This window comes from Streptomyces sp. NPDC089915, from assembly GCF_040684675.1.
Taxonomy (GTDB): Bacteria; Actinomycetota; Actinomycetes; order Streptomycetales; family Streptomycetaceae; genus Streptomyces.
Genome location: NZ_JBFBGN010000024.1, coordinates 1 through 19,625 on the forward strand (window position 1 = coordinate 1; position 19,625 = coordinate 19,625).

General features: G+C 73.2%; 24 protein-coding genes. 5 read left to right on the forward strand and 19 right to left on the reverse strand.

The genetic code is table 11. The annotated features are described in order from the left end of the window. Positions 1-103: 103 nt before the first annotated feature. From lgt to hisI, 11 genes are all read right to left on the reverse strand, one after another. Positions 104-1,120, reverse strand: a complete 1,017-nt coding sequence (gene lgt / locus AB0O29_RS10465; RefSeq protein WP_365149151.1) for a prolipoprotein diacylglyceryl transferase — start codon at positions 1,118-1,120, stop codon at positions 104-106. Between the two features lie 89 nt (positions 1,121-1,209). Further along, a complete protein-coding gene (locus tag AB0O29_RS10470) occupies positions 1,210-2,142 on the reverse strand; it encodes a thioredoxin domain-containing protein (RefSeq protein WP_365149153.1) in 933 nt (310 codons plus the stop codon). A gap of 95 nt (positions 2,143-2,237) precedes the next feature. Next, on the reverse strand, positions 2,238-3,068 hold the full coding sequence (gene trpA / locus AB0O29_RS10475) for a tryptophan synthase subunit alpha (protein ID WP_365149156.1): 831 nt from the start codon (positions 3,066-3,068) through the stop codon (positions 2,238-2,240). Further along, positions 3,065-4,318 (reverse strand): tryptophan synthase subunit beta, encoded by a 1,254-nt coding sequence (gene trpB, locus AB0O29_RS10480; protein WP_365149159.1) that lies wholly within the window; start codon positions 4,316-4,318, stop codon positions 3,065-3,067. Before trpB ends, trpA begins: the two co-directional genes overlap by 4 nt. Positions 4,319-4,530: 212 nt before the next feature. Next, positions 4,531-4,740, reverse strand: a complete 210-nt coding sequence (locus AB0O29_RS10485) for a tryptophan biosynthesis modulator TrpM (protein ID WP_045950210.1) — start codon at positions 4,738-4,740, stop codon at positions 4,531-4,533. A gap of 8 nt (positions 4,741-4,748) precedes the next feature. Continuing rightward, positions 4,749-5,558: an indole-3-glycerol phosphate synthase TrpC gene (trpC, locus tag AB0O29_RS10490; protein ID WP_365149162.1), complete on the reverse strand. Its 810-nt coding sequence runs from the start codon at positions 5,556-5,558 to the stop codon at positions 4,749-4,751. 182 nt (positions 5,559-5,740) lie between these two features. After that, a complete protein-coding gene (locus AB0O29_RS10495) occupies positions 5,741-6,241 on the reverse strand; it encodes a DUF2752 domain-containing protein (RefSeq protein WP_365149165.1) in 501 nt (166 codons plus the stop codon). A 53-nt stretch (positions 6,242-6,294) separates the two neighbouring features. Beyond that, positions 6,295-6,546 (reverse strand): HGxxPAAW family protein, encoded by a 252-nt coding sequence (locus AB0O29_RS10500; protein ID WP_365149168.1) that lies wholly within the window; start codon positions 6,544-6,546, stop codon positions 6,295-6,297. Positions 6,547-6,679: 133 nt separating this feature from the next. Then, entirely contained in the window at positions 6,680-7,315 is a 636-nt protein-coding gene (locus AB0O29_RS10505) for a TIGR02234 family membrane protein (RefSeq protein WP_365149171.1), read from the reverse strand. A 14-nt stretch (positions 7,316-7,329) separates the two neighbouring features. Beyond that, positions 7,330-8,820 carry an anthranilate synthase component I gene (locus AB0O29_RS10510; protein ID WP_365149173.1) on the reverse strand — a complete coding sequence of 497 codons (1,491 nt, stop codon included), beginning with the start codon at positions 8,818-8,820 and terminating at the stop codon, positions 7,330-7,332. A gap of 19 nt (positions 8,821-8,839) precedes the next feature. Beyond that, a complete protein-coding gene (gene hisI / locus AB0O29_RS10515; protein WP_365149176.1) occupies positions 8,840-9,196 on the reverse strand; it encodes a phosphoribosyl-AMP cyclohydrolase in 357 nt (118 codons plus the stop codon). Between the two features lie 92 nt (positions 9,197-9,288). On the opposite strand from hisI, the gene AB0O29_RS10520 reads away from it, so the two are divergent. Further along, entirely contained in the window at positions 9,289-9,921 is a 633-nt protein-coding gene (locus AB0O29_RS10520; RefSeq protein WP_365149179.1) for a TIGR03085 family metal-binding protein, read from the forward strand. Between the two features lie 271 nt (positions 9,922-10,192). Next, entirely contained in the window at positions 10,193-10,633 is a 441-nt protein-coding gene (locus tag AB0O29_RS10525; protein ID WP_365149182.1) for a hypothetical protein, read from the forward strand. A 70-nt stretch (positions 10,634-10,703) separates the two neighbouring features. Here AB0O29_RS10525 and hisF read toward each other — a convergent pair whose 3' ends face one another. From hisF to hisD, 8 genes are read right to left on the reverse strand one after another with little or no spacing between them, the layout of a single operon-like run. After that, positions 10,704-11,459 (reverse strand): imidazole glycerol phosphate synthase subunit HisF, encoded by a 756-nt coding sequence (gene hisF / locus AB0O29_RS10530; protein ID WP_365149185.1) that lies wholly within the window; start codon positions 11,457-11,459, stop codon positions 10,704-10,706. After that, on the reverse strand, positions 11,456-11,848 hold the full coding sequence (locus tag AB0O29_RS10535) for a RidA family protein (RefSeq protein WP_365149188.1): 393 nt from the start codon (positions 11,846-11,848) through the stop codon (positions 11,456-11,458). The genes hisF and AB0O29_RS10535 overlap by 4 nt, the downstream gene beginning before the upstream one ends. Next, entirely contained in the window at positions 11,845-12,576 is a 732-nt protein-coding gene (gene priA, locus AB0O29_RS10540) for a bifunctional 1-(5-phosphoribosyl)-5-((5-phosphoribosylamino)methylideneamino)imidazole-4-carboxamide isomerase/phosphoribosylanthranilate isomerase PriA (RefSeq protein ID WP_365149191.1), read from the reverse strand. The genes AB0O29_RS10535 and priA overlap by 4 nt, the downstream gene beginning before the upstream one ends. After that, a complete protein-coding gene (gene hisH / locus AB0O29_RS10545; RefSeq protein ID WP_365149194.1) occupies positions 12,576-13,235 on the reverse strand; it encodes an imidazole glycerol phosphate synthase subunit HisH in 660 nt (219 codons plus the stop codon). The genes priA and hisH overlap by 1 nt, the downstream gene beginning before the upstream one ends. Further along, complete coding sequence (locus AB0O29_RS10550; RefSeq protein WP_365149197.1) at positions 13,232-13,399, reverse strand: hypothetical protein; 168 nt, start codon at positions 13,397-13,399, stop codon at positions 13,232-13,234. Before AB0O29_RS10550 ends, hisH begins: the two co-directional genes overlap by 4 nt. Before the next feature lie 2 nt (positions 13,400-13,401). Next, positions 13,402-13,995 carry an imidazoleglycerol-phosphate dehydratase HisB gene (hisB, locus tag AB0O29_RS10555; protein ID WP_344154077.1) on the reverse strand — a complete coding sequence of 198 codons (594 nt, stop codon included), beginning with the start codon at positions 13,993-13,995 and terminating at the stop codon, positions 13,402-13,404. Then, positions 13,992-15,104 (reverse strand): histidinol-phosphate transaminase, encoded by a 1,113-nt coding sequence (locus AB0O29_RS10560; RefSeq protein WP_365149200.1) that lies wholly within the window; start codon positions 15,102-15,104, stop codon positions 13,992-13,994. Before AB0O29_RS10560 ends, hisB begins: the two co-directional genes overlap by 4 nt. Continuing rightward, positions 15,101-16,423 (reverse strand): histidinol dehydrogenase, encoded by a 1,323-nt coding sequence (gene hisD / locus AB0O29_RS10565; protein WP_365149203.1) that lies wholly within the window; start codon positions 16,421-16,423, stop codon positions 15,101-15,103. The genes AB0O29_RS10560 and hisD overlap by 4 nt, the downstream gene beginning before the upstream one ends. 122 nt (positions 16,424-16,545) lie before the next feature. Here hisD and AB0O29_RS10570 point away from each other — a divergent pair, with 122 nt between their 5' ends. From AB0O29_RS10570 to ybaK, 3 genes are read left to right on the forward strand one after another with little or no spacing between them, the layout of a single operon-like run. Beyond that, positions 16,546-18,147 (forward strand): oxidoreductase, encoded by a 1,602-nt coding sequence (locus AB0O29_RS10570; RefSeq protein ID WP_365149206.1) that lies wholly within the window; start codon positions 16,546-16,548, stop codon positions 18,145-18,147. A gap of 34 nt (positions 18,148-18,181) precedes the next feature. Continuing rightward, a complete protein-coding gene (locus tag AB0O29_RS10575) occupies positions 18,182-18,922 on the forward strand; it encodes an LON peptidase substrate-binding domain-containing protein (RefSeq protein WP_365149209.1) in 741 nt (246 codons plus the stop codon). Positions 18,923-18,926: 4 nt separating this feature from the next. After that, positions 18,927-19,421 (forward strand): Cys-tRNA(Pro) deacylase, encoded by a 495-nt coding sequence (ybaK, locus tag AB0O29_RS10580; RefSeq protein WP_365149212.1) that lies wholly within the window; start codon positions 18,927-18,929, stop codon positions 19,419-19,421. The last annotated feature ends 204 nt before the right edge of the window (positions 19,422-19,625 follow it).

Genomic DNA, 19,625 nt, shown 5'->3' on the forward strand with positions numbered 1-19,625 from the left:
CCCGGGGAACGGGCGAAGGGCGGGTAGGGGACGGCCCCGCGCAGCGGCACCCGGAACGCCGAAGGGGCGCCGCGGCACGCGCGACGCCCCTTCGGGTACGGGTTCAGCTCTTGTCGGCCTCCGGCGCCGACTTCGTCAGCCCCACCGGCTTCGCCTCGGCCTCGGCGGCAGCCTCCGGCTTGGCGTCCTTCGGCCCCGCGGGGGCCTCAGCGGCGTCCCCGGCCCCGGCCCCGGCCCCGCCGGCAGCCGCCGGCTTCGCGTCCCCGGCCGCGTCGGCCGGAGCCGCCCCGTCCCCGGAACCCCCGGAGGGCTCCGGCTCGACGACCTCCTCGCGGCCCGGCCGCAGCTTCGCCGAGAGGACGAAGTAGACCACCGCGAGGACGAAGACCACGATGGCCGTCCACACGTTCAGCCGCAGGCCCAGGATGTGGTGCGCCTCGTCGACCCGCATGTACTCGATCCAGACCCGCCCGGAGCAGTACGCGGCCACGTACAGGGCGAACGCCCGCCCGTGTCCGAGCTTGAAGCGGCGGTCGGCCCAGATGACGAGGGCGGCGACGCCCAGGCACCACAGGGACTCGTACAGGAAGGTCGGGTGGTAGAGGCCGGCGGCCCGGTTCGGGCCCTCGCTGATCTTCAGCGCCCACGGCAGGTCGGTGGGACGGCCGTACAGCTCCTGGTTGAACCAGTTGCCCCAGCGGCCGAAGGCCTGGGCGATGGCGATGCCGGGGGCGAGGGCGTCGGCCCAGGCCGGCAGCGGGATGCCGCGCAGCCGGCAGCCGATCCAGGCGCCCACCGCGCCCAGCGCGATCGCGCCCCAGATGCCGAGGCCGCCCTCCCAGATCTTGAAGGCGTCGACCCAGTCCCGGCCCTCGCCGAAGTAGAGCTGGTAGTCGGTGATCACGTGGTAGAGGCGACCGCCGACGAGGCCGAAGGGCACCGCCCACACCGCGATGTCCGCGACCGTGCCCGGCTTTCCGCCGCGCGCGATCCACCGCTTGTTGCCGAGCCAGACGGCGACGAAGACGCCGATGATGATGCAGAACGCGTAGCCGCGGAGCGGGATCGGCCCGAGATGGAGCACGCCGGTCGACGGACTGGGGATGTAAGCAAGGGTCATGGCAAGGCTGACGCTACCCTGCCGGGCGGTGGCCTCCGCAACCCGCCCGGCAAGCTGAAACCAAAACCACACACGGCGGTCGCCGCGGCTCAGTCCTCCGTCGTCCCCTTGGACACCGTCTTCGATCCGGCCGCGCCCGAGGCGCCCGCCTTCGGCGAGGAGCCGGACTTCCCCGAGGCCGAGGCCGAGGCCGACGGAGAAGCGGAAGCGGAAGCCGACGGCTTCGGGGTCACTCCCGCGTTGGCCTCGACCTTCTCCTTCAGCTTCTGCGGGGTCAGCGGGTTGGCCTGGTCGCCGAAGATGTCCTTGCCGTCGAGCAGGATGGTCGGGGTGCCCTTGAACTTTCCGGTCCGGAAGGCCTCGTGCGACTTGGCCACCCAGCTGTTGTGGGTGCCGCCCTCCACGCAGGAGCGGAACGCGGGGGTGTCGAGTCCGTCGACCTTCTTCGACAGTTCCAGCAGCTTGGCGTTCTTGCCGTAGGCGTCGTCCATCTCCTGCGGCTGGTTCACGAAGAGGACGTCGTGGTAGGCGCCGAACTTCCCGGCGTCCTGCGCGCACGCCGCCGCGTTCGCCGCGTTCAGGGAGCCGGTGCCGCGCATGTTGCCGTCGATCAGGGTCACCAGGTGGTACTCGATCTTGAGCAGGCCCCGGTTCTCCAGGTCGTGCAGAGTGTCCCGGTAGTTGTCCTCGAACGCCTTGCAGGCGGGGCAGCGGAAGTCCTCCCAGACCGTGAGGGTGGACTTGGCGCCGTCCTTGCCGGTCTGGATGGCGAGCGCGTCCTTGCCCGTGGCGCCCGAGGGGGCGGCGACGGGGCCCTTGGCGGACTTGTCGCCCTTGCCGGTGTTGGCCGCGATCACGCCGACGACGGCGGCGAGGCCGAGCACGCCGACCACCGCCCCGCCGACCACGAGGGCGCGCCTGCGCTTGTCCTTCCTCTTCTGCTGCTCGCGCTCCGCCTGGAGTCGCTCCCGGGCCGATCGTTTCGTCACATCGCGGTTCGCACCGTCGTTCTTCTCGCTCACGTTCCGCCAAACGAAGCGGGGAGGCACTCGCGTGCCTCCCCGCTCCCGATTCCACCCGATCGGGCTACAGAACCCCGATCCGGGCCCGTCCCGCGTCAGGACCTGCGTACGCCTTCCGCAAGGTCGCCCGCCAGCGCCCGCACGGCCTCCAGGCCCGCGGGCAGGTCCGGGGCGTCCAGCAGCAGCTTCACGAAGGCCGAGCCGACGATCACACCGTCGGCGAAGCCCGCGACCTCCTTGGCCTGGACGGCGTTGGAGACGCCGAGCCCGACGCAGACCGGCAGGTCGGTGGTGGCGCGGGTGCGGCGCACCAGCTCCTGGGCCTCGTTGCCGACGGACTCGCGGGTGCCGGTGACGCCCATGAGGGAGGCGGCGTAGACGAAACCGGAACCGGCCGCGGTGATCGTGGCGAGCCGCTCGTCCTTGCTGCTGGGGGCCACGACGAAGACGGTCGCCAGACCGTGCTTCGCCGCGTGCTCGCGCCACAGCGCGGACTCCTGGACCGGCAGGTCGGGCAGGATGCAGCCCGCGCCGCCGGCGGCGGCCAGCTCGGCGGTGAACCGCTCGACGCCGTAGCGGTCGATGGGGTTCCAGTACGTCATGACCAGGATCGGGACCCCGGTGGCCTCGTGGGCCTCGCGCACGGTCCGCATCACGTCCGCGATCTTGACGCCGCCGCGCAGGGCGATGTCGTCGGCGGTCTGGATGACGGCGCCGTCCAGGACCGGGTCGCTGTGCGGCAGGCCGATCTCGACGACGTCCGCGCCGCCGGCGATGACGGCCTTGACGGCCTCGATGCCGCCGTCGACGGTCGGGAAGCCGGCCGGGAGGTAGGCGACGAGGGCGGCGCGGTCCTCGGACTTGGCCTTGGCGAGCGTGTCGCTCAGCAGCTGGACGCGTCCGGAATTCTGATGGGTGGTGCTCACTTGTTCTCCCCCTCGGTCTCCGTGCCGTCGTACAGCCCGAAGTAGCGGGCCGCCGTGTCCATGTCCTTGTCGCCGCGGCCGGACAGGTTGACCACGATCAGGCCCTCCGGGCCCAGCTCCCTGCCCAGGTCGAGGGCGCCCGCGAGGGCGTGCGCCGACTCGATGGCCGGGATGATGCCCTCGGTGCGCGACAGCAGGCGCAGGGCCTGCATGGCGGCGTCGTCGGTGACGGCGCGGTACTCGCCGCGGCCGCTGTCCTTGAGGTAGGAGTGCTCGGGGCCGATGCCCGGGTAGTCCAGGCCCGCGGAGATCGAGTAGGGCTCGGTGATCTGGCCCTCCTCGTCCTGGAGGACGTAGGAGCGGGAGCCGTGCAGGATGCCGGGCTCGCCCGCGGTCAGGGTGGCCGCGTGCTCGCCGGTCTCCACGCCGTGCCCGGCGGGCTCGAAGCCGACCAGGCGGACGCCGGCGTCGGGGATGAAGGCGTGGAAGAGGCCGATGGCGTTGGAGCCGCCGCCGACGCAGGCCGCGACGGCGTCGGGGAGGCGTCCGGCGCGCTCCAGGATCTGGCGGCGGGCCTCGACGCCGATGACCCGGTGGAAGTCGCGGACCATGGCCGGGAAGGGGTGCGGGCCGGCGACGGTGCCGAAGAGGTAGTGGGTGCGGTCCACGTTGGCGACCCAGTCGCGGAAGGCCTCGTTGATGGCGTCCTTGAGGGTCCGGGAGCCGGACTTCACGGAGATGACCTCGGCGCCGAGCATCCGCATGCGGGCCACGTTCAGGGCCTGGCGCTGGGTGTCGATCTCGCCCATGTAGATGGTGCATTCGAGGCCGAAGAGGGCGCAGGCGGTGGCCGTGGCGACGCCGTGCTGGCCGGCGCCGGTCTCGGCGATGACGCGGGTCTTGCCCATGCGCTTGGTCAGCAGCGCCTGGCCCAGCACGTTGTTGATCTTGTGCGAGCCGGTGTGGTTGAGGTCCTCGCGCTTGAGGAAGATCCGGGCGCCGCCGGCGTGCTCGGCGAAGCGGGGGACCTCCGTCAGCGAGCTGGGGCGGCCCGTGTAGTTGACCATGAGGTCGTTGAGCTCGGCGGCGAAGGCGGGGTCGCCCTTGGCCTTCTCGTACTCGACGGCGACCTCGTCGACGGCGGCGACGAGGGCCTCCGGGATGAACTTGCCGCCGAAGTCGCCGAAGTAGCCCTCGGCGTTGGGGACGCGACCCTCCGGGTCCGGGATGAAGAACGAGCTGGTGGACATGCCACTACTCCTACGTGGTGCGGTATGCGATGCCGACGGGTGGCTGGGATGCACCGTATTGCGCCGTCGGTCCGTCGCCCGCGCACCCCGCTGGAGGGGGTGGGGGTACGGACGGAGCGGCCCTGGCCGGGAGCCGGCGGGCGGCTCGGGGCAGGGGCCGTACGCGGTCGGCCGCGCCCGGCGCCCAGGGGGCCGGGCGGGCGGAGCCGTCGTTACGACGCGGCTCCGCCGCGCCATCGCATGCCGTTGACCTGACCGGGCTCGGAGCCGATCACGTAGCGCACCCGCCGCCCGTGGACGCGCCGGGCCGGGGCGCGGCAGCCGCGGGGGCGGCAGCCGCGCGCCAGGGGCGCGTGCGCCGTCGGCACGCCGGCCGGGCCGTGGCCCGGTCGGGTGCGGACGGAGGGGCGGGAGGGGGCCATGGGAGGGGTCAGCTCCGCCCGTGGCGCAGGGCCGGGTGGGCGCCGGCGGCGACGAGGTCGGCCACGGCCGCCTTCGGGTCGCGGCCGGTGACCAGGGACTCGCCGACGAGGACGGCGTCCGCGCCCTCGTTGGCGTAGGCGATCAGGTCGTGGGGTCCGCGGACCCCGGACTCGGCGACCTTCACGATGTGGGCCGGGATCTCGCCGACGACGCGCTCGAAGGTGGAGCGGTCGACCTTGAGGTCCTTGAGGTTGCGCGCGTTGACGCCGATGATCTTGGCGCCGGCGGCGACGGCCCGCTCGATCTCCTCCTCGTCGTGGACCTCCACGAGCGGGGTGAGGCCGATGGACTCGGCCCGCTCGATGAGGGAGACGAGGGCCTCCTGGTCCAGCGCCGCCACGATCAGCAGCACGAGGTCGGCGCCGTAGGCGCGGGCCTCCCACAGCTGGTAGGCCGTGACGATGAAGTCCTTGCGCAGGATCGGGATGTCCACGCGGGCGCGGACGGCCTCCAGGTCGGCCAGGGAACCGCCGAAACGGCGCTGTTCGGTGAGGACGGAGATGACCGCCGCACCGCCCGCCTCGTAGTCGGCGGCGAGCCCGGCCGGGTCGGCGATCGCGGCCAGCGCGCCCTTGGAGGGGCTGGAGCGCTTGACCTCGCAGATCACCTTGACGCCGTCGCCGCGCAGGGCCGCGACGCCGTCCTTGGCCTGGGGCGCCTTGGCGGCACGCTCCTTGAGCTCGTCGAGGCTCACGCGGGCCTGCCGTTCGGCAAGGTCTTCGCGGACCCCTTCGATGATCTCGTCGAGCACACTCACGCGAGCGGCCCCCTTCCGGGTCGATGACGTTCGGCCGCCTTGCGGACACGTACCACTGCAAGGTCAGCACTCAAATGGTATCCGCAGGTCGCCACGGCCTCCGCACGGACTTCTCGGCGTCCCAGGGTCTGGACACTCGGAATATGGGGTTCCTCCAGTCGCGCTGCGGGCCCTTCCAGGGCTCACGGCGCCAAAGCGGATCCGATCGGTAGGTTCCGGACAATCGAGAAGCCCAGCACCAGGGTGCCGATCGCCCACCACCAGCCCGGCCGCAGGACGATCCGGGGCGCCGGGCCGCCGCGGAAGGCCCGCAGCAGCCACAGCGCCGTGAAGACCGCGAAGACCAGGTAGCCGGTGACGGCCACGGCGTTGTCCCCGAGGGCCGTGAGCAGGTCCCCGCGCGCGAAGGCGTGCGCGCTGCGCAGCCCCCCGCAGCCGGGGCACAGCAGGCCGGTCAGCCGGAACAGCGGGCAGACCGGGTAGTGGCCGGGCTCGTTCGGGTCCACGGCGCCCACGTACGCGAAGGCGGCCACGGCCCCGGCCAGGGTGAGCGCCGGAGCGGCCAGCCGCCGGGCCCGGGAGGCCCGTGCGGGGGCCGGGCCCGGCGGTGCCGGCGGCCACGGCGCGGCGGCCGGGCCGGGGGGAGTGCTGGAGGCGTCCACCCGCTGATTCTCTCCGCTCATGACAAAAGGCGCAGCCCGACCGGGCCGCGCCTTCCGTGCGCCAGGGGGCAGGCTCAGGCCTTCGCGGCGAGCTGCTTGGCGGCGATGACCTCGGCGAGGTCACGGTAGGCCGGCTTCGGCATGCCCATGCCCGCGGCCTTCATCGCGAGGCCGACGACACCGCCGAGCGCGACGACGACCAGGCCCGCCCAGAACCCGATCGGGTTCGCCAGCACCATGAAGGCGCCGGAGATGCAGAAACCGATGAAGGAAATGACGACACCGGTCCAGGCGGCCGGGGTGTGTCCGTGGCTCGTGCCCGCCATGAGTTGCTCCTCGTTGATCTGTCGGGCGTGACGTCTCGCACGCTCGGTGCCATTGTCCCGCACGCGGGGTGCGGATTCACCGGCGGGTGGCCCGTTCCAGGGGGTGAGCCGCAGGCCGGGCGCGGCCGGGCGCTCAGCCCGTGGGGTCCTCGCCCCGGTCCAGGGCCTTCCACAGGTCCTCCGGCCGGTCGGGGTCCACCGGCGCGGGCGTACGCCTGCGGGGGCTGCCGTCCCGCTCGTAGCGGCCGCCCATCGCGGGCCAGCTGCGGCCGAAGCGCAGCGCCAGCAGCCCGGCGAGCAGGATCAGGGCCGCACCCGCGGCCGTGATGTACGGCCAGGCCGTATGGCTGAGCTCCACCACCCGTGCGGCGGTGTCGGCGGTCGCCACGGCGGCCCGCTCGTCCAGCGCCCGGCGGTCGTCCGCGGCGGCCACCGCCGACAGGGCGGCGCCCAGGCCGCTCAGCGCGAGCAGCGCCGAGACCAGCAGCCGGCCCCGGCCCCGTACGGCGAACACCGCGACGAGGGCGGCGAGGCCGACGATGGCCAGGGCCGCCGGGAGGCCGGTGACGGCCCGCCCGTCGGCGGTCAGCGGGAGCGAACCGCCCCCGACGGCGGCGCTGCCCCGGGCCCAGACGCGGCCGGAGGCGAGCAGGACGACGGTGGCGCCGAGCGCGCCGAGCAGCAGGGCGACGGCCACCGTGCGGCGGCCCGCTCCGCCCTCGGGGGCGTCGGCGTTCGGGGACAGGGGTACGGCACTCACGTACCCCACTATCCCCTACGCCCTCAGCCTCGGTGGAGGCGGTTCGCCGCTCCCACCGCGCGGAGCACCGCGGCGGCCTTGTTGCGGCACTCCCGGTCCTCCAGCTCGGGCACCGAGTCGGCCACCACACCGGCCCCGGCCTGGACGTACGCCGTCCCGTCGCGCAGCAGGGCGGTACGGATGGCGATGGCCGTGTCGGAGTCCCCGGCGAAGTCCAGGTAGCCGACGCAGCCGCCGTACAGGCCGCGGCGCGAGGGCTCCAGCTCCTCGATGATCTGCATGGCACGCGGCTTGGGCGCGCCGGAGAGGGTGCCGGCGGGGAAGCAGGCGGTGAGCACGTCGAAGGCGGTCTTCCCCTCGGCGACCCGCCCGGTGACCGTGGAGACGATGTGCATGACGTGCGAGTACCGCTCGATCGACATGAAGTCGACGACCTCCACCGAGCCCGGCTCGCAGACCCGTCCGAGGTCGTTGCGGCCGAGGTCGACGAGCATCAGGTGCTCGGCGCGCTCCTTGGGGTCGGCCAGCAGCTCGTCGGCGAGGTCGTTGTCCTCCTGCGGCGTGGCGCCGCGGTGCCGGGTGCCGGCGATGGGGTGGACCATGGCCCGCCCGTCCTCGACCTTCACCAGCGCCTCGGGGCTGGAGCCGACCACGTCGAAGCCGTTCTCGAAGCGGAAGAGGTACATGTACGGGGACGGGTTGGTGGCCCGCAGGACCCGGTAGACGTCCAGCGCGGAGGCCTCGCAGGGGGTCTCGAACCGCTGCGAGGGCACCACCTGGAAGGCCTCGCCGGCCCGGATGCGCTCCTTCACGTCCTCGACGGCGGCCTGGTACTTCTCGCCGCCCCACAGGGCCTCGAAGGCCGGGAGCTCGGACTCGGGCAGCGCGGCGGGCGCGTAGGGGGCGGGCCGGGCGAGGTCGGCCTCCATGGCGTCGAGCCGGGCCACGGCGTCCGCGTAGGCCTCGTCCACGCCCGTGTCGAGGTCGTTGTGGTTGATCGCGTTGGCGATGAGCTGGACGGTGCCGTCCCAGTGGTCGAGGACCGCCAGGTCGGAGGTGAGCAGCATGGTGAGCTCGGGGAGGTTCAGGTCGTCCTCGGCGTGGTCGCCGATGCGCTCCAGGCGGCGGACGATGTCGTAGCCCAGGTAGCCGACCATGCCGCCGGTGAAGGGGGGCATGCCGCCCGCCAGGTCGCGGGGGGTGTGCAGGGCCTCGACGGTGGCCCGCAGGGCGTCGAGGGGGTCGCCGTCTACGGGGACGCCGACGGGCGGGGTGCCGATCCAGTGGGCCTGCCCGTCCCGGACGGTGAGGGTGGAGTCGCTGCGCACGCCGACGAAGGAGTAGCGGGACCAGGAGCGGCCGTTCTCGGCGGACTCCAGCAGGAAGGTGCCGGGCCGTTCGGCGGCCAGCTTGCGGTAGAGCCCGACCGGGGTGTCCCCGTCGGCGAGCAGCCGGCGGCTGACGGGGATGACACGGCGGTCGGCCGCGAGCTTGCGGAAGGTCTCGAGATCCATGGGGTGGGACCCTAACTGCCTAGTCGGCGTCGCTGAGCAGGACATCGGCGTCGAAGCAGGTGCGCGCGCCGGTGTGGCAGGCGGCCCCGACCTGGTCGACCTTGACGAGCAGGGTGTCGGCGTCGCAGTCGAGCGCGACGGACTTCACGTGCTGGTAGTGGCCGGAGGTGTCGCCCTTGACCCAGTACTCCCGGCGGCTGCGGGACCAGTAGGTGCAGCGGCCGGTGGTGAGGGTGCGGTGCAGGGCCTCGTCGTCCATCCAGCCGAGCATGAGCACCTCTCCGGTGTCGTACTGCTGGGCGATGGCCGGGACCAGGCCGTCCGCGGAGCGCTTGAGGCGGGCGGCGACGGCGGGGTCGAGGGGGGACGTACTCATGGGGCCATTGTGCCGCGCCGCGATGGCCGTTACGGATCTCCGTCCGCCTGATGGGCAGCCGCGGGCCGGGTCCCGGCCGTAGGCTGGCCGGTATGTCTACCCATGCGAAGCGCGAACGTCTGCTCCTGGCCGACCTGTTGGAGGCCGCCGGGCCCCAGGCCCCGACGCTGTGCGAAGGCTGGACCTGCCGGGACCTGGCCGCGCACGTGGTGGTCCGCGAGCGCCGGCCGGACGCGGCGGGCGGGCTGCTGCTGAAGGTCCTCAGGGAACGCCTCGACCGGGCGATGGCCGAGTACACGGCGAAGCCGTACGAGGAGCTCGTCCAGCTGATCCGCACCGGCCCGCCGAAGCTGTCGGTGTACGCGCTGAAGCAGGTGGACGAGGCGGCGAACGCCGTGGAGTTCTACGTGCACGCGGAGGACGTCCGCCGGGCCCAGCCGGACTGGTCGCCGCGGGAACTCGACCCGGTGTTCGCGGACGCGCTGTGGTCCCGGCTGGAGAAGCTGGCCCGGCTGACGGGCCGCCGCTCGCCGGTCGGGCTGGTGCTGCGCCGCCCGGACGGGCGTACGGCGGTGGCGCACAAGGGGGTGCCGGTGGTGACGGTGACGGGCGAACCGGGTGAGCTGACGCTCTTCTGCTTCGGCCGCCAGGCCGCCGCCTCGGTGGACCTGGAGGGCGACAAGGAAGCCGTCTCCCGCCTGACGACGGCCCAGCTGGGCATCTGAATTCTTCACGCGCCGCTCGCGCGGTTCGGCCGTGGCCGGCCTCACCGGCTTCGCGGCGCTGCGGCGGACTCCGTCCGCCGGCGGGCCGGACCGCGGCCGAAGCACCGCCTCCGGTCCGGGGGCGCGGCCCCCGGGCGCGGTACCGCCGGGCCGGTGAAATCGGGCATGGCGCCCCGGGGGAAAAGGTTTCCGCGCTCCGCCCCGTTCCTACGCTCCGTCACGGACGCCGACCGTTTCGGCGTCGTCACCGTGAAAGGAACGGAAACCCCCCATGCGTCTTCGCACCACCGCCGCCGCCCTCGCCGGAGCCCTCGCGCTGGTCCTCCCCGCCGGAGCCCAGGCCTTCGCCGACGACGGCAAGGTCCTCAACTACGTGTACGTGGACCAGAGCCACGCCGAGAAGAACGCCCAGCTCAGGGACACGGGCGCGGACAAATGCCACGCCCTGCCGTCCGCTTCGTCGGAGGTCGTCGAAGCGGTGAACGAGACCGACTCGGTGGCCCTGATCTTCGCGGAGGCGGAGTGCGGCGGCGAGCCGGTCGCCACCCTCCAGCCGGGCGAGAAGGCCGGCGACTTCCACGCCGCCTCCGTGGTCTTCCAGAAGGCGCACAAGCCGGAGCAGCAGCAGGCGGACCAGCAGGAGCAGCAGGGCCGCCAGGAGATGCAGAACGAGCACCCGGACGCCTCCGACTCGGTCGACGACTTCCGCTAGGCCCGCAGACCGGACGGGGGGACCGGGGGCACTCCCCCGGTCCCCCCGTCCGGCACGTGCGCGGCGGCGGTCAGCGGACCGGGTGGCCCGCCTCGCGCAGGGTCGCCTTGACCTCGGAGATCCGCAGGTCTCCGAAGTGGAACACCGACGCCGCGAGCACCGCGTCGGCGCCCGCCGCGATGGCGGGCGGGAAGTGCTCCAGCTTCCCGGCGCCGCCGGAGGCGATCACCGGGACGGTGACGTGCCTGCGGACGGCGGCGATCATCTCGGTGTCGTAGCCGTCCTTGGTGCCGTCGGCGTCCATCGAGTTGAGCAGGATCTCCCCGGCGCCCAGCTCGGCCGCCCGGTGCGCCCACTCGACGGCGTCCATGCCGGTGCCCCGGCGGCCGCCGTGGGTGGTGACCTCGAAGGATCCGCTCTCGGTGCGGCGGGCGTCGACCGACAGGACGAGGACCTGGCGGCCGAAGCGCTCGGCGATCTCCTGGATCAGCTCCGGGCGGGCGATGGCGGCCGTGTTGACGCCCACCTTGTCCGCGCCGGCCCGCAGCAGCCTGTCCACGTCCTCGGCGGTGCGGACGCCGCCGCCGACCGTGAGCGGGATGAAGACCTGCTCGGCGGTCCGCCGGACCACGTCGTAGGTGGTCTCGCGGTTGCCGGAGGAGGCGGTGATGTCGAGGAAGGTCAGCTCGTCGGCGCCCTCGGCGTCGTAGAGCTTGGCCATCTCCACCGGGTCGCCGGCGTCGCGCAGGTTCTGGAAGTTGACGCCCTTGACGACCCGGCCGTTGTCCACGTCCAGGCAGGGGATCACGCGTACGGAGAGGCTCATCGCACGGTCTCCTTGAAGGCCTCGACCTCCACCTCGACGACCATGCCCGGGTCGACGAAGCCGTTGACGATGATCATGGAGGCGGCGGGGCGGACGGCATCGAAGAGGGTCTTGTGGGCGCGGCCCACCTCGTCGACGTCACGGGCGTGGGTGAGGTACATCCGGGTACGGACCACGTGCTCGGGGCCCAGGCCGGCCTCGGCGAGCGCCTTGAAGGCGACCTCGAAGGCCTTGACCGTCTGGTCGTACGGGCCGCCCGCGTCGGCGGCGGTGCAGCCGGAGACCAGCACCAGGCCGTTGGGGAGGGCGACGGCGCGCGAGTAGCCGATCACGTCCTCGTAGGGGCCGCCGGAGGAGATCCGGCGCACGCCGGAGTCGGAGGAGCTCATGCGCGGACCGCCTCCAGGGCCTCTTCCAGGGTGAAGGCCTTGGCGTACAGGGCCTTGCCCACGATGGCGCCCTCGACGCCCGCCGGGACGAGCGCGGACAGGGCCCGCAGGTCGTCCAGGGAGGAGATGCCGCCGGAGGCGACGACGGGCCGGTCGGTGGCCGCGCAGACGTTCTTCAGCAGCTCCAGGTTGGGGCCGGTGAGGGTGCCGTCCTTGCCGATGTCGGTGACCACGTAGCGGGCGCAGCCCTCGGAGTCCAGGCGGGCCAGGGTCTCGTAGAGGTCGCCGCCCTCGCTGGTCCAGCCTCGGCCCTTGAGCGTGGTGCCGCGCACGTCCAGGCCGATGGCGATCCGGTCGCCGTGCTCGGCGATGGCCTTGGCGGCCCACTCGGGGGTCTCCAGGGCGGCGGTGCCGAGGTTGACGCGGGTGCAGCCGGTGGCGAGGGCCGCGGCGAGCGTGGCGTCGTCGCGGATGCCGCCGGACAGCTCGACCTTGATGTCCATGGCGCGGGTGATCTCGGCGACCAGGGCGCGGTTGTCGCCGGTGCCGAAGGCGGCGTCCAGGTCGACCAGGTGCAGCCACTCGGCGCCGGACGCCTGCCAGGCGAGGGCCGCCTCCAGCGGGGAGCCGTAGGAGGTCTCGCTGCCGGAGACACCGTGCACGAGGCGTACGGCCTGGCCGTCGCGGACGTCGACCGCGGGGAGGAGTTCGAGCGTGGGTGCGGTCATCACAGGGTCTCGATCCAGTTGGTGAGGAGCTGGGCGCCGGCGTCGCCGGACTTCTCGGGGTGGAACTGGGTGGCCCACAGGGCCCCGTTCTCCACCGCCGCGACGAAGCGCTCGCCGTGCGTGGCCCAGGTGACCTTGGGGCCCCTGATCCTGGGGTTGGTGACCTCCAGGGTCCAGTCGTGGGCCGCGTAGGAGTGCACGAAGTAGAAGCGGGCGTCGGCGTCCAGGCCGGCGAAGGCCTGGCTGCCGGCGGGCGCCTCGACGGTGTTCCAGCCCATGTGGGGGACGACGGGCGCCTTCAGCGGGCCGACCGTGCCGGGCCACTCGTCCAGCCCCTCGGTCTCGACGCCGTGCTCGATGCCCCGCTCGAAGAGGATCTGCATGCCGACGCAGATGCCCATGACGGGACGGCCGCCGGACAGGCGCCGGCCGATGATCCAGTCGCCGCGGGCGTCCTTGAGCCCGCGCATGCAGGCGGAGTAGGCGCCGACGCCGGGCACGAGGAGGCCGTCGGCGTCCATGGCCTTGTCGTAGTCGCGGGTGATCTCGACGTCCGCGCCGACGCGCGCGAGGGCGCGCTCGGCGGAGCGGACGTTGCCGAAGCCGTAGTCGAAGACCACGACCTTCTTGGTGAATCGAGAGGGGCTCGTTGCGCTCATTCCCAGATTCCTTGGATTCGCAGGATCCCCGCGGCCAGGCACATGGCGGAGCCGAGGGCGAGCAGAATGATCACCGACTTGGGCATCTTCTGCTTCTGGAAGGAGTAGACGCCCCCGGCCAGGAACAGGCCGAGGACGATCAGGATGGTGTTGAGGCCGTTCACGTCTAGAGGGCGCCCTTCGTGGAGGGCAGGATGCCGGCCGCGCGCGGGTCGAACTCGGCGGCGTAGCGCAGGGCGCGGGCCAGCGCCTTGAACTGGCACTCCACGATGTGGTGGGCGTTGCGGCCGTACGGGACGTGGACGTGCAGGGCGATCTGGGCCTGGGCCACGAAGGACTCCAGGATGTGCCGGGTCATCGTCGTGTCGTACTCGCCGATCATCGGCGCCATGTTCTCGGGCTCGGTGTGCACGAGGTAGGGGCGGCCGGAGAGGTCGACGGTGACCTGGGCGAGGGACTCGTCCAGCGGCACGGTGCAGTTGCCGAAGCGGTAGATGCCGACCTTGTCGCCGAGGGCCTGCTTGAAGGCGGCGCCCAGCGCGAGGGCGGTGTCCTCGATGGTGTGGTGGCTGTCGATGTGCAGGTCGCCGTCCGTCTTGACCGTGAGGTCGAAGAGGCCGTGGCGGCCGAGCTGATCGAGCATGTGGTCGTAGAAGCCCACGCCCGTCGACACGTCGACCCGGCCGGTGCCGTCGAGGTTTATCTCGACCAGGACCGAGGTCTCCTTCGTGGTGCGCTCGACCCGTCCGATGCGGCTCATGCCTGCTGCTCCTTCTTCAGTGCGCGAACCGCTTCCAGGAACGCGTCGTTCTCTGCCGGCGTGCCGGCGGTGACCCGCAGCCAGCCCGGTACGCCGTTGTCCCGGACCAGGACGCCCTGGTCGAGGATCTTCTGCCAGGCGGTGTGGGAGTCCTCGAACCTGCCGAACTGGACGAAGTTCGCGTCGGACTCGGTGACCTCGTAGCCGATGGCCCGCAGCTCGGTGACGAGGCGGTCCCGCTCGGCCTTGAGCTGCTCGACGTAGCCGAGCAGGGTGTCGGTGTGCTCCAGGGCGGCCAGCGCGGTCGCCTGGGTGACGGCGGACAGGTGGTACGGCAGGCGCACCAGCTGGACGGCGTCGACCACGGCGGGGTGCGCGGCGAGGTAGCCCAGGCGCAGGCCGGCGGCGCCGAAGGCCTTGGACATGGTCCGGGAGACCACCAGGTTCGGGCGGCCCTCGATCAGCGGGAGGAGGGAGTCGCGGTGGCTGAACTCGACGTACGCCTCGTCCACGATCACCAGGGAGGGCTTGGCCGCCTGGGCGGCCTCGTAGACGGCGAGGACCGTCTCCGCCTCGACGGCGGTGCCCGTGGGGTTGTTGGGCGAGGCGATGAAGACGACGTCGGGGGCGTGCTCGGCGATTGCGCGCTCGGCGGCCTCCACGTCGATGGTGAAGTCCTCCCGGCGGGGGCCGGAGATCCAGCCCGTGCCGGTGCCGCGGGCGATGAGCGCGTGCATCGAGTACGAGGGCTCGAAGCCGATCGCGGTGCGGCCCGGGCCGCCGAAGGTCTGGAGCAGCTGCTGGAGGACCTCGTTGGAGCCGTTGGCGGCCCAGACGTTCTCCATGGCGACCGGGTGCTTGCCGGTGCGGGAGAGGTACTTCGCGAGCTCGGTGCGCAGCTCGACCGCGTCCCGGTCGGGGTAGCGGTTGAGGGTGCGGGCGGCGTCGGCGACGCGCTCGGCGATGCGCCGGACCAGGGGCTCGGGGAGCTCGTACGGGTTCTCGTTGGTGTTCAGCTGGACGGGGACGTCCAGCTGCGGGGCGCCGTAGGGGGTCTTGCCGCGGAGCTCGTCGCGGATGGGCAGGTCGTCGATGCCGATGGTGCTCACTGGTTCGGCACCTTCCATCCGAAGCGGGCCTTGAGGGCGGCGCCGTGCGCGGGCAGGTCCTCGGCCTCGGCGAGGGTGACCACGTGGTGGGTGACCTCGGCGAGGGCGTCGCGGGTGTAGTCGACGATGTGGATGCCGCGCAGGAAGGACTGCACGGACAGGCCGGAGGAGTGGCAGGCGCAGCCGCCGGTGGGCAGGACGTGGTTGGAGCCGGCGCAGTAGTCGCCGAGGGAGACCGGCGCCCAGGGGCCGACGAAGATCGCGCCGGCGTTGCGGACGCGGGCGGCCCAGTCGGCGGCGTCGGCGGTCTGGATCTCCAGGTGCTCGGCGCCGTAGGCGTCGACGACCTTGAGGCCGTCCTCCAGGCTGTCGACGAGGACGATCGCGGACTGCTTGCCGGCGAGGGCGGGCTTGATCCGGTCCTCGACGTGCTTGGTGGCCGCGACCTGCGGCTCCAGCTCCTTCTCGACGGCGGCCGCGAGCTCGGCGGAGTCCGTGACGAGGACGGCGGCGGCCAGCGGGTCGTGCTCGGCCTGGCTGATCAGGTCGGCGGCGACGTGCACCGGGTCGGCCGTGGAGTCGGCGAGGACGGCGATCTCGGTCGGGCCGGCCTCGGTGTCGATGCCGATCTTCCCGGTGAAGTAGCGCTTGGCGGCGGCGACCCAGATGTTGCCGGGGCCGGTGACCATGTTCGCGGGGGCGCACTCGTCCGTGCCGTACGCGAACATCGCGACGGCCTGGGCGCCGCCGGCGGCGTACACCTCGTCCACGCCGAGCAGCGCGCACGCGGCCAGGATGGTCGGGTGCGGCAGGCCGCCGAACTCCTTCTGCGGCGGGGAGGCGAGCGCGATGGACTCGACGCCGGCCTCCTGGGCCGGGACGACGTTCATGACGACGGACGACGGGTACACGGAGCGGCCGCCGGGCGCGTACAGGCCGACGCGCTCGACGGGAACCCACTTCTCGGTCACGGTGCCGCCGGGGACCACCTGGGTGGTGTGCTCGGCGCGGCGCTGGTTGCGGTGGACGATCCGGGCGCGCCGGATGGACTCCTCCAGGGCGGCGCGGACGGCCGGGTCCAGCTGCTCCAGGGCGTCCTTGAGGGCCTGCGCGGGTACCCGGACCTGCGTGAGCTCGACCCCGTCGAACTTCCGCGCGTATTCGATCAGCGCCGCCGTGCCACGATGATGGACGTCCTCGCAGATGGGCCGCACCTTGTCCAGGGCGGCTTCCACGTCGAACTCGGCACGGGGCAGCAGATCGCGCAGGGCGCCACCCTCGGGGAGGGTGTCACCGCGCAGGTCGATACGAGAGATCACCTCCCAATTCTCTCAGACCGGCTCCCGTCACCGTCCGCCCGTATCAGTGGCTGATACACGCCCCGGACGTCGGCGCCTGCCTCTAGCGTTCCCTTACACGTGGATGACGGCGGGGGGCTGCCATGGCAGAGGCGCGGGTACGGGCGTACGCGGACGGGCGTCCGGACGATCTCACGGAGCCCGAGCGGCGCATGTGGGAGACCTTCCGGGCGGGCACGGTGTGCGATCTGAGCGCGCACTCGGCCGAACGGGACGATCCGCACGAGGGCCCGGCCTGGGGTCCCGAGCGGCGGGTCCGGGCGGAGGTGGTGGCCCACCTGCTGCTCGCCGGGCCCGCGCCGGTGCCCGGCCGGGTCGGCTGCCTGAAGCTGCGCGGCGCGCGGATCACGGGCCGGCTGGACCTGTCCGGGGGCACCGTCTCCCCGTACGTGGAGATCCGCTCCTGCCGCTTCGACGGCGAGATCCAGCTCTCCGAGACCCGTTTCGGCACCCTGCGGCTGGACAACTGCGCGATCCCCCGGCTGGAGGGGGCGCGGCTGCACACCGAGGGCGATCTGCACCTGGCGCGCTGCCGGGTGGCGCGCGGGATCCGGCTGACCGACGCGCAGATCGGCACCGACCTGCTGATCAGCAGCACGGTCGTGCAGCGGGACGGGCGGGGGCGGGCGATCGCCGCCGACGGGCTGGCGGTGGCCCAGGACTTCCAGGCGGAGCTGCTGGAGACGAACGGCGAGGTCAGCCTGCGCGGGGCCCGGGTCGGCGCGTCGATGAGCCTGCGCGGGGCCCGGCTGCGCAACCCGTACGGCCGGCGCGCCCTGAACGCGCCGACCCTGACCGTCGAGCGCACCCTCTACCTGACCTCCGCCGCGCTGGGGCCCGCGACCGGGGACGCGGACCGCCCGTACGACTGGAGCCGGACCCCCACCCGGGGTGTTCCGGCGCGGCCGTTCGAGTGCCGGGGCGGGCTGCGGCTGGACGACGGCCGTTTCGGGGACTCCGTCGACTTCTACGCGGCCCGCTTCGAGCTCCAGCCGGAGCAGGAGCTCTCGCTGCGCCGGATCCAGACGCCCGAGCTGCGCTTCGTCGGGGACGCGCCGGAGCAGGGCCGGGTGGTGCTGTCCGGGGCGAAGGTGGTGCGGCTGGTGGACCGCTCGACGAGCTGGCCGGGGCCGGGCCGGCTGCTGATGGAGGGCTTCGCCTACGAGACCCTCGCGCCCCGGGGGCACTTCCCGCTGGAGCGCCGGCTGGAGTGGGTCGGGGCGGCCAGCCCGGACTACTCGCCGGAGCCGTACGAGCGGCTCGCGGCGGTGCTGCGGGCCCGCGGGGAGGACGCCGACGCCCGCGAGGTGCTGCTGGCCAAGGAGCGGCGCCGGCGGGGCACGCTGTCGCCGGCGGGGCGGGCCTGGGGGCACCTCCAGGACTGGACGGTGCTCTACGGCTACCGGCCGGGGCGGGCGGCGCTGTGGATGGCGGTGCTGTGGGCGGCGGGCACCCTGCTGTTCCTGCGGCACCGCCCGGAGCCCATCAAGGCGGACGAGCACCCGGCCTGGAACGCCGCCCTGTACGCCCTCGACCTCCTCCTGCCGGTGATCGACCTGGGCCAGGAGGGGCAGTGGAAGACGGAGGGCGTCTGGCAGTGGGGGTCGGCCGCGCTGGTCCTGCTGGGGTGGATCCTGGCCACGACGGTGGCCGCGGGCGCGTCCCGGCTGCTGCGCCGGGGGTGACGGCCCGGCCGCCGCGGCCACTACCCTGTGGGTCGTGACCACCGTTCGCCTGCCCCTCTTCCCCCTGAACTCGGTACTGTTCCCGGGCCTCGTGCTGCCGCTGAACGTCTTCGAGGAGCGGTATCGCGCCATGATGCGCGAGCTGCTGAAGCTCGGTGAGGACGAGCCGCGCCGGTTCGCCGTCGTCGCGATCCGCGACGGCCGGGAGGTGGCGCCGACCGCGCCCGGGCTGCCCGATCCGACGTCCCTGCCCGAGAAGGGCCCGGCGGCGGGCTTCGGCGCGGACCCGATCCAGGCGTTCCACCGGGTGGGCTGCATCGCGGACGCGGCGACCATCCGGGAGCGGGAGGACGGCAGCTTCGAGGTCCTCGCCACCGGTACGACGCGGGTGCGGCTGCTGTCCGTGGACGCCTCGGGGCCCTTCCTCGTCGCCGAGCTGGAGGAGCTGCCGGAGGACGCCGGGGACGGCGCGGGCGCCCTGTCGGAGGGGGTCCTGCGGGCCTTCCGCAGCTACCAGAAGCGGCTGGCGGGGGCGCGGGAGCGGTCCCTGGCCTCGACGCCGGACCTGCCGGACGAGCCGTCGGTGGTGTCGTACCTGGTGGCGGCCGCGGCCGTGCTGGACATCCCGGCGAAGCAGCGGCTGCTCCAGGCGCCGGACACGGCGACGCGGCTGGCGGAGGAGCTGAAGCTGCTGCGCGCGGAGACGGCGGTCATCCGCCATCTGCCGTCCCTCCCGGCGGTGGAACTGACCCGCGCCCCGACGAGCCCGAACTGAGGCCATGGCCAAGAAGAAGCAGCAGACGGCGGGTACCCCCGCCATCACCTCCCTGACCGCGTCGGGCGTCGAGTTCACCACCCACGCGTACGAGCACGATCCTTCGCACCCCTCGTACGGGGAGGAGGCGGCCGAGGCCCTCGGGGTCTCCCCGGAACAGGTCTTCAAGACCCTGGTCGCGGAGGTCGACGGGGCCCTGACGGTCGCGGTGGTGCCCGTCTCGGGCTCCCTGGACCTGAAGGCCCTGGCGGCGGCGGTGGGCGGCAAGCGGGCCGCGATGGCGGATCCGGCGCTGGCGGAGCGCACCACCGGGTACGTCCGGGGCGGCATCTCCCCGCTGGGGCAGCGGCGGCGCCTGCCGACGGTGCTGGACGCGTCCGCCTCCGGGCACGGCACGATCTGCGTCTCGGCGGGGCGCCGGGGGCTGGAGGTCGAACTGGCCCCGGCCTCCTTGGCCACCCTCACCGGGGCCGTGATCGCCCCCATCGCCCGGGCGTAACGCGTACGGCTGGGCGGCCGCTGCGCGGAGCGGTCCCCTACCCGCCCTTCCACCGTTCCCCGGGCTCCGCCCGGACCCGTTGCGCTCAAACGCCGCGCGGGCTGGATGTGCGCAGCACAGTCCAGCCCCGCCGGCGTTTGAGGCGAATCTTTCAGCCCCGCCGGCGTTTGAGGCGGAAACGGTGAAAGGGCGGGGCGGGGAGAA